The sequence below is a fragment of the Escherichia sp. 93.1518 genome (assembly GCF_013368915.2).
Taxonomy (GTDB): domain Bacteria; phylum Pseudomonadota; class Gammaproteobacteria; order Enterobacterales; family Enterobacteriaceae; genus Escherichia; species Escherichia ruysiae.
The window spans coordinates 1-7,302 of record NZ_JABWMT020000060.1; the positions used below are offsets into that span (position 1 = coordinate 1).

The window sequence follows — 7,302 nt, forward strand, 5'->3', positions numbered from 1 at the left end:
CCTGGATCTGATTTCAGGCGTTGGGTGTGGATCACTATTGCACCGTTCGTGACACCTTTCGTCATATCGCCGTCTTCACCACGAACGATAAGCCGATTTTTGAACTCTTTGTGTTTACGGTGACGAATGATCGCATATCTCTTGCCTTCATCCTCGATGGTTACTGCAACACGACAGTTCTTTTCATGGTCGGTAGACAACACATCGTCACCCTTCACACCATGAGCTGTTTCGCCATAAAGACACCACATCAGGCTATTCATTAGCGTTGACTTTCCAGAGCCATTGCTTGATGCGGAACTATCGTCACTATTAACGCCATGAATTAGCACTAAACCACGCTGATCTAACTCGACCTCCGCGCTGGCGATAGCCATAAAATTCTCAACCTGGAGTTTTAAAAACTTCATATAACACCTTTAATACCGTGTGTTAGCTTTTGACCTTCTTTCAATCTGAACTCCGTATGCGCCGGGAAGGATCTGCGCCTCAATACGCCTTTTCTGGTTAACCTTCCAAGATAAAACGCTACGGGATTTCCTTGTGGCGGGTAGGGCTTGTGAAACATCACCGTCTGGCCTCGTTCAAGTCTTTTCATCGTGATGGCAAAGTCTCGAAAGCTCCCATAACGACTTTGCCTCACACAGCCTCCGAACTCTCCGCTTCGGTGAGGATTTCCTGACACAAAATATCCAACTTGCTCAGATTAAATCCGCCGTCAGTATCGTGGACAATCTTGCAATAAGCAGATACCGACTCTCCCAGGCTATCGATTTTGCTGGTTTCCGTTGTGCTTGCTGTCCCTTCCATCATTGATGACTTACGGATGAAGTTGCACACAACACCTTTTGCACCCATTGTTTTGAGGATGTTCTGGTACTTAATGCCTTCTTCGTCGTTCTCGATTACGGCGCGGAAACGCACGTAGTTGCCACGAATTTGGTCATCAGCAACATAATCTTCCAGGTTAATGAATTTAGGCGCACTGGTTTCGTAGTGACTGAAACTGCCGTCCGGGTTTACGATCATGTAACCAGCCAGAGATCCAACATCTCCCCAATTTTGATGAGTCAGTGCACCGACACTGATAACTCCAGGAATGACCTCTTTGTGGTTGTGGTAATGCCCACTAAGCACGAGACGAAAGCCGATATCCTTTAACTCCTGCGCATCGATACCGACGTCAGGCATTGTTGGAATGGCTTTGTTAATGGATGTATGGATAACAACGTCATGATTATCACCTTCTACGCTCTTACGTAATGCTTTCAGATCGCTGATAAGCTCCGCATGATTGTTACGCCAGCTAATCAGGTGGACAGTGACATCACCAATTTTTATTGAGTGTGGGCGCTTGCCACATACGATTACCACGCCGATAGAACTCAGCGATGCTGCTGCGTTGGCGCTATATACTGAATCGTTGGTTTCAAGATCGTGATTACCGGCCAGCATTACTACTGTCAGATCAAGCTCGTTGATAATCCACTTGTACGTTTCAGTTACGTAATGCAAAACAGAAGGGGACACAGTTCCTCGGACGTGAAATGTATCACCGGCAACCAACATGTACTTACAACCGGCCTTCTTCATGGCGATGGCTGCTTCTTTCGTTGCTTCCAACTGTATTTCAAGTCTGGAGTTAAGCCCCTCAGCGTTCGTCGTGGAGAACGCATCCCATTTGTGGTAGTGGCAGTCAGAAATGACGCCGTATGGCAAAGTCATGTGTTTTTCCTTTGTGGTTATTTTGATACAAATTTTAAGAGCAATGAGAAGGTAAACAACTATGCATAACGGTATGTTAGGAATGAAACGAGCGTCTTAATATACAAAATTTATAAGTAAGTATATACCTATTTATCGTGGCGCAACTTTGCTTGTCTGTATGACTAAAAATAAGACAGGATCACTGTAGAACGCTATGAGAGCTATTTTGAGGGGGCGTAGATTCTATCTACGCCAATATGCGATCTGGAGGGTTACAGCGCGTCAGTGGGCTTTTTACGCGCTGCGTTTATGCTTATGACGCCAGCTTTTGGACGTGGGTCAACAAGGTTAAGCTCTTCTTCACTGTGGTATTCGAGGTCGAACTCACGTTTTACATGTCTGATGTAGATTGCGGTGAGCAGGCTATCTTTGGTCAGGAAGTGTCCGTAGGATTTACGGATCACTTCTTCCACCTTTTCGATTTTCTCACCCCCCATACAGAGATGATTAAACCGGCTGTGTTTCCGCAACATTTCGTCTACTGGACCTGAGTAAACCTTGTCTACTTTCCCAAAACGGATGATTTTCCCTGTGTCTGCGGATACAAGGCAAATCAGCTTGTCTGGTGATAAACGATCTCGCCACGTCACACCTGAACGGAGTGTGTTGAAGTAGGGGGCATCCAATCCGATGATCGGTTTACGAAATGCGAGCAATGGAACGTACCTGATGCAACTGTTTAAATGAAAATTCACACCAGCCTTATCAAGTTTAATTCTGGTTTCGTAGATCGGGCACTTCGCCGCTATACCGCAGATGTCACAAAGCAGCTTCTGCTTATTCAGGTTGGAATTTGATTCGATAGTGTAGGAGCCGTCTTCAAGACGACGAACCCAGCGCGTGCATTTTAGATCCATATGTCATTTTTCTGTGATTGTTAGCCGAGGCAACGATAACCCACCAGGTGCGCCGAAGGTAGTAAATGCCTGTTTTAATTATTCACATATCCACAGGATAGATCCTAATAAAGAGATCCATAGATAGATCCTTGTATAGATCAAATAAGATCCCCGATCGCTGTAAGCCGCGCCACGACTGGTCTGAAGCCATGTTCATGTATGCTGCCAGCGGTAATTGATAGTCTGTCAACGGTTCGCCGTATGCTGCCAACTGTTTTTGGTATGCTGCCAGCGGCAAATCAAGTATGCTGTCAGCGGTTGAATGACAAAGGTGTCCACATGTCCACAAAAAATAAAAAAGGTAAAAATAACAAAGAAGTAGAAGATAATCTCGACAACTTTGAAGAAGGTTCCCTTGAATTGTACACAGGGGAACTTGTCCCTAATAGCAACAATACAGTCCAACCAATTGCGTTGATGCGGCTGGGGTTGTTCGTGCCAACGCTCAAGGGGACAAAATACAGCAAGCGTAACAAGCCAAATGAGATCGATGCTTCAAAGGAGCTTGTTCAGCTCGAAGTAGCCCGTTCTGAAGGCTATTCCGATATCAAGATAACCGGTCCTCGTCTCGACATGGATCATGATTTCAAAACGTGGGTGGGCGTTGTGCGTTCTCTGGCAGAATACGGCGAACCTAACGGTCGTGTCGAGTTAAGCATCACGAAATTTGCGAAGTTTTGTGGCTATCCATCGTCACAGATCCGCAAAACACTCCGCGACCGGCTTACAAACAGTCTTTTGAAGATCATGCGTACAACTCTGTCTTTCCAGAGAACGTATGAAGAAAAGAACGTCGACGGCTCTAACAAGATCTCGCTTCTGATGGTGCACCTCATCAATAGCGTGGACTACAACGAGCAGAAAGATACGGTGGTGTTCTATGCAGAACCGAAGCTGGCCGAACTATATCGCTTTGACCATAAGGTTCTTTTGCAGTTAAAGGTTATCAATAAGCTACCACGCAAAGAAACAGCACAGGCTCTGTACACCTTCATCGAAAGTCTTCCAACCAAGCCTGCGCCGGTATCGCTTGCTCGATTGCGTGCGCGACTCAATTTGAGTAGCAGGAATGTCAGCTCGCAGAATCAGACTATACGTAACGGCTTAAAAGCTCTCCAAGATTTGGGTTATCTCGAATACAGCGAGATTAAGCGAGGGCGGTCGATCTATATCCAGATTCACAGCCGCAATCCAAAACTCAAAGTCGCACCGCCAAAACCTGAAGACATCGAACCCAAAAAACCAGATGAGAAAGCTGGGGAAATTGATGCCAAACAGAACATTATCAACAAGATAACCGAACTTTCGCAGAATTTGACGCCTGAAAATATCAAGATGATTGAGATCCTTTCCAATAGTCTCAAACTGCTTTGATATGCTGTCAGCGGTGAAATGTATGCTATCAGCGGCTATTTTTCTGAAAAGTATGCTGTGAACGGTTAAAGATATGCTACCAGCGGTATAGTGAGATAAACGTATGCTGTGAGCGGTAAATCATCTATCACCACTCAATGCTCTGGCATACCTCCCCAGTGGTTACTAACCTCGAAGAGTGCATTCCATATAGGTTTGCGCTCACTAACATTCTATTGCCATTGCGCTGATTGCTTGTAGTGAAAGGCATTTATTGCCTGTTGCTCCCTGATAGAACGTATGCTGTCAGCGGTGTTTTATTGAGGAATTTTTGTTTGGATATGCTATCAGCGGTAATTAATGGTATATGTCAGACCTTCGTATGCTGCCAGCGGTAATTTTGTTCTGGTTATACCCATACCGGTACACATTATTCATGCAATGTCTTAAGTATGCTGTCAGCGGTAAAAAAACGAGTAAAGTATGCTGTGAGCGGTGAGATAGACTCTCGATATGCTATCAGCGGTAGTTGATTGTGTATGCTGTCAGCGGTGACGACTATGAAATATGACTGCGGAACGTGCCGCAGTCAGTTTGCATTTAGTGTATTTTCTTTAACAGACCCCAAAGTGTTCCGGCTTTTGTAGTCAGTTTTCCTGTTTCTGGATCGTACATACGCCATTCACGCCGCTGGTGGACGATATACCCATCTTCACGTTCCAGACGCTCAAGAATGCCAGGCTGCTTGAAACCCTTAGCACGCCAGTAGCCGCTTGTTTTCTCGATTTCCAGACCTGCCAGTGTTAATGCCATTATCCAACCTCCTTGCAGTCATCGAAAAGGTAGCTTTGCTGAGAAGCGTGAACGCCATAGAAGCCCTTGTATTTGTTGTATACGAAGTGGTCTTCTCCGACGCCGGTTAATTTGCCATTACGGTTTGTGAGATATGGGGATGACAACACTCGATCGTCACGCACAACATAGAACTGGTCGCCGCTGTCTACGACCATCGCGCCATATGGTGCTTTTATGACGTCGGTAAGAGCGCCATTCTTAACGTCGGCTACAGACATTTCACACTGATAAACAGTGGTGTCGGCCACAACGATCGAAGAAAGGAACAACAGCGCGAATGGGATGGCCTTCATGCTGCCACCTCTTTGATTACATCAAATGCTGAATTAAATACGAGCACGATAGCCAAAGCGTTTATGACTACGTCGTTCACCGGGGAAAAGACTTTACGAATGACACCAGTGAAAATGCAGTCGATGACAAAAGCTATTGACACGATGAGTAACAAGTATTCAATAAAAATCTTCATGATAGGTAGATACTAACTTATATAAATTTTACTGTAAACTCACTCAAAAGTGCTGATGCTTAAAATACGCTCAAGATGTGCGGCATCTTCATCACTGATTTGTTGAGTCTCTTCTACGTACCAACAGTTGCCGTTATGCCAACAAACACCATCATCATCAACCATCACTGAATCAGCGTCATGACCTGTATATTCAACGAGAATACGCTGGATCAGTGCGTCAGTTTCTTCGTCGTTAAGGCCATCGGCTTTGACCATAAAAAGCGGAAACACGTCATAGACAGTGCTGGTAACGATTCGAACTAAAACTCTCATGTGTTTTTCCTTTTGTGGTTAGTGTTTACTTATTTTGTTAGTTATGAATAGGCGATCAATCTTCTTGTTTAGGGAAAAACTGTTCAATAACTCTGTCAACGGCTGTGTCTATATGGAGTAGATGCCACACAACCATATCTTTGCTCCCCATGCCTTGTGTGAATATCACGTCATACTTACGCCATGCGCAGTGGAACCAATATGCTGAGTCATCAATTGGTAAATCCTCTCCCGCCTCTTTGAAGTATTTCAGCAGCATTGCTTGCTCTGCCGTTGGCGTTGGACCTATTTCCTGAGCGTACATACGGATAAATCGCTGCCAGTCTGTCTCGTCGGTGGTTGGATCTGGTGGATTCATTTCGGCGATAGCGTTTCGTAGCTGATGCGCCCAATCAGGTTCAGGAAAGCCTTTTGATACTTCATCATCAATAACATCCAGAGCCGCGTTTGCGGCATCGTAGAGTTTCTTAATAGCTGTCATATTTTCTTAACCCTTTAAACAAATTGTTTTCTTAATAAGATAATTGCGATAAAAAAGGCGTCCAACTGGACGCCTGAACTTTTAAGGGGAGTTATTTCACTGTAATGAAAGGAGTATTAGCCCCTTGAGTCATGTACTGCGGTAACTGGCCATTCCATTTATTGATGGCTTCCAGCTCCATAACGTTCGGGTTTTGACGCAGAGCTTCACCGCGCAGACGAATGGCGTCTGCTTCTGCTTGCGCACGAGCACGGATAGCATCAGCTTCACCATTAGCCTGTTCACGTAGCATATTCGCCTCAGCTTTACGTTGTTCAACTTCCTGCTGACGTTGCAGAGTACGCTGGTTAGCCGTTACTTTGGCGTTAATAGATTCAATGACGGTTTTTGGGTAATCAGGCTTTCCAACCCATGACAGGCTCAGTACCTCAATACCAACCGGAGACATCTCTTTCTGAATATCTTTCAATGCGTTGTCCAGCAATTGTGCCTTACCACCGTCGATAAATGAGTCAGTGGTCATACGGCTGGCCAAACGGTTTAGAGAGTCGGCAATTTTCTGACGCAGATCTGATTCGGTGATATCGTCTACGCCTTTGCGATAGGTCTGGAACACCGTCGTTACCTTGTCACGATTAACCAGATACGCAACGCCAATTTTGTGACCAATAGCAGTACCGTCACTCATCTGGAATGTGAACGGCTCGTCGTAGGTCTTCATTTGTTTGAAGGTCGGGAATACGTAAAGTTCGGTGTTAAGACCTGTCCATTGGCGACCAACGCCAACCACTTCACCAATCCCTTTGTCTTCACCTAATTTGTTTACTTTGATGCCAACGTATCCAGGCTCCACGCGATCACAGCCAGTAAGACCCATTGTGCAAATAGCCGCCAGAGCAACTGCAAGTAAACCTTTCTTCATTACTTATTTCCCCTTTGCTTTGATTAATGAGTTAATAAACTTACGACCAGCAATAAGACCGATTACAGGAGTACCAAAACCAACGAGAACTCCAAGCATGACGGCCAAATCACTCTTTGCAGAAATCAGCGACGGAACCAGTAATCCGTAGATGAGAGCCACAGAAAGGCCTGTGGCTACTGCCAATAGATAGATTTTGATCATGTGTTTTCCTATGTGGTTGTTATGTGAAAATGATAAG

The 7,302-nt window shown here is 45.2% G+C and carries 11 protein-coding genes; 1 reads left to right on the forward strand and 10 read right to left on the reverse strand.

Annotated elements, in window-relative coordinates; genetic code table 11:
- From HEN21_RS22010 to HEN21_RS22020, 4 genes are all read right to left on the reverse strand, one after another.
- A partial coding sequence (locus HEN21_RS22010) for an AAA family ATPase (protein ID WP_183082941.1) occupies nucleotides 1-410 on the reverse strand: 410 nt, incomplete at its 3' end.
- Complete coding sequence (locus HEN21_RS23510; RefSeq protein WP_001348682.1) at nucleotides 407-685, reverse strand: hypothetical protein; 279 nt, start codon at nucleotides 683-685, stop codon at nucleotides 407-409. The genes HEN21_RS23510 and HEN21_RS22010, both read right to left, overlap by 4 nt.
- Entirely contained in the window at nucleotides 640-1,725 is a 1,086-nt protein-coding gene (locus HEN21_RS22015; protein ID WP_048959233.1) for a metallophosphoesterase family protein, read from the reverse strand. Before HEN21_RS22015 ends, HEN21_RS23510 begins: the two co-directional genes overlap by 46 nt.
- Nucleotides 1,726-1,979: 254 nt before the next feature.
- Nucleotides 1,980-2,624 (reverse strand): hypothetical protein, encoded by a 645-nt coding sequence (locus HEN21_RS22020; RefSeq protein WP_048959229.1) that lies wholly within the window; start codon nucleotides 2,622-2,624, stop codon nucleotides 1,980-1,982.
- 201 nt (nucleotides 2,625-2,825) lie between these two features.
- Here HEN21_RS22020 and HEN21_RS22025 point away from each other — a divergent pair, with 201 nt between their 5' ends.
- Nucleotides 2,826-4,040, forward strand: a complete 1,215-nt coding sequence (locus tag HEN21_RS22025; protein WP_024180339.1) for a RepB family plasmid replication initiator protein — start codon at nucleotides 2,826-2,828, stop codon at nucleotides 4,038-4,040.
- Between the two features lie 579 nt (nucleotides 4,041-4,619).
- Here HEN21_RS22025 and HEN21_RS22030 read toward each other — a convergent pair.
- The 6 genes from HEN21_RS22030 to HEN21_RS22055 all read right to left on the reverse strand — a co-directional run.
- Nucleotides 4,620-4,832 carry a hypothetical protein gene (locus HEN21_RS22030; RefSeq protein ID WP_001229345.1) on the reverse strand — a complete coding sequence of 71 codons (213 nt, stop codon included), beginning with the start codon at nucleotides 4,830-4,832 and terminating at the stop codon, nucleotides 4,620-4,622.
- Nucleotides 4,832-5,167 (reverse strand): hypothetical protein, encoded by a 336-nt coding sequence (locus tag HEN21_RS22035; RefSeq protein ID WP_000644408.1) that lies wholly within the window; start codon nucleotides 5,165-5,167, stop codon nucleotides 4,832-4,834. The genes HEN21_RS22030 and HEN21_RS22035 overlap by 1 nt, the downstream gene beginning before the upstream one ends.
- A gap of 215 nt (nucleotides 5,168-5,382) precedes the next feature.
- Nucleotides 5,383-5,658: a hypothetical protein gene (locus HEN21_RS22040; RefSeq protein WP_001265407.1), complete on the reverse strand. Its 276-nt coding sequence runs from the start codon at nucleotides 5,656-5,658 to the stop codon at nucleotides 5,383-5,385.
- Between the two features lie 55 nt (nucleotides 5,659-5,713).
- Nucleotides 5,714-6,139, reverse strand: coding sequence for a DUF7238 family protein (locus tag HEN21_RS22045; protein ID WP_085004918.1), 426 nt, complete (start codon nucleotides 6,137-6,139; stop codon nucleotides 5,714-5,716).
- A gap of 91 nt (nucleotides 6,140-6,230) precedes the next feature.
- Nucleotides 6,231-7,061 carry an SPFH domain-containing protein gene (locus HEN21_RS22050; protein WP_000715581.1) on the reverse strand — a complete coding sequence of 277 codons (831 nt, stop codon included), beginning with the start codon at nucleotides 7,059-7,061 and terminating at the stop codon, nucleotides 6,231-6,233.
- A 3-nt stretch (nucleotides 7,062-7,064) separates the two neighbouring features.
- Nucleotides 7,065-7,302, reverse strand: a 238-nt coding sequence (locus HEN21_RS22055; RefSeq protein ID WP_286192514.1) for a hypothetical protein, incomplete at its 5' end; no start/stop codon positions are given.